2 protein-coding genes are annotated in these 1251 nt (G+C 59.2%); one reads left to right on the top strand and one right to left on the bottom strand.

Annotated features, from left to right (window positions below):
• Nucleotides 1-237: 237 nt before the first annotated feature.
• Nucleotides 238-537: a hypothetical protein gene (locus C3942_RS21850; RefSeq protein ID WP_104232478.1), complete on the top strand. Its 300-nt coding sequence runs from the start codon at nt 238-240 to the stop codon at nt 535-537.
• A gap of 174 nt (nt 538-711) precedes the next feature.
• Here the strand turns inward: C3942_RS21850 and C3942_RS21845 are convergent, their stop codons facing one another.
• Nucleotides 712-1011 carry a hypothetical protein gene (locus tag C3942_RS21845; RefSeq protein ID WP_104232477.1) on the bottom strand — a complete coding sequence of 100 codons (300 nt, stop codon included), beginning with the start codon at nt 1009-1011 and terminating at the stop codon, nt 712-714.
• Nucleotides 1012-1251 lie beyond the last annotated feature (240 nt).

Raw genomic sequence — 1251 nt, 5'->3', positions numbered from 1 at the left:
GCCGGCGGGGGATACGGTTTGCATCGTTTGCCTCCAGGTTGGTGGGCTCCCCGGTGGCAGTGGGGAAATCCCAGGGCCGGTTCTAGCTCCGGCCCTGGGGGGCTCCCACCAAGGAGTGAGGCGGAAGCTAGGTCAAGGGCACATGAGGGTCAACGGCCCTTCGGTATCAACGGGCCGTGACTGATGTAGCCTTGTGCAACGCAAAAACTTGCTTTTCACCACCAAGGGGAAGCAGCAGTGAAGAACGCCACGAACAGGCTGCTAGATCGCGTTGCCGCGAAGATCGGAAAGACCTCGGATTACGCGCTGGCAAAGGCTTTCGACGCTCCCCAGCAGCGTATTTCGAACTACCGCCACGAGCGCACGCAGATGGATGATGCCGTTGCCGTTCAGGCGGCAAATCTTCTCGGCGAAGACCCGGCCTTGATCCTTGCCGAGCTTCATGCCGACCGTTGCAAGTCAATGGAAGCCCGGAAGCACTGGTATCGCATCGCAAAGATGCTTAAGGCCGAAGCCGGCCAGCGCGCCGCCGCTTGATCCTGACGGGGGTGGACGTTGTGTCCACCCCCGAACCCCGAAAACAACGTAAGTACGCGGATTCTAAGGGCCTATGACTTTACATAATATACATTATTGATATAGCGCAGCCTCTAAGGCCATGATTTTTAACGGGTATCGGTCGTCAGGTAGAGACAGCGTGGCGAAACTGCCTTATGCGGCAACCTCAGAGCGCATGGCGCTCCCGGCCAAGATTGCTAGGCGGTTCCAGTGGTCGCGGGTCTGAGGCGACTTGGCGCGCTCTGCGTTCAGTAGCGCGAGGATTTCTGCGGGGTCAATTTCGGCAAGTTCAGCGGCGCGGGTGGCAACCTCGTCATCCATCTGTTTTGGCGTCGAACGCCACTGCGAAATGTTCTGGCGAGAGCAGCCGAGCAGCTTGGAAACAGCGTTGTCCGACGACAGTCCGTGCACCTCGCGGATGCGGTCAACCAACATGCTGCAAACCTTGCTCACGGCGCTTTCTCCTTGGTGGGTGAAAAAGCAAGAAATCCATTTGCATCTTACGCCTGTAAACAGCCCGTGGGCATGTGTACGGGCCGTTGACATGGTTACGGGCCGTAAACAAACCTTCGCCTCACTCCTTGGTGGGAGCCCCCCAGGGCCGGAGCTAGAACCGGCCCTGGGATTTCCCCACTGCCACCGGGGAGCCCACCAACCTGGAGGCAAACGATGCAAACCGTATCCCCCGCCGGC

Origin of the sequence: Solimonas fluminis, from assembly GCF_002930645.1 — a bacterium.
Classification (GTDB): Bacteria; Pseudomonadota; Gammaproteobacteria; order Nevskiales; family Nevskiaceae; genus Solimonas_A; species Solimonas_A fluminis.
This window is presented reverse-complemented; position numbering and strand designations above follow the sequence as displayed.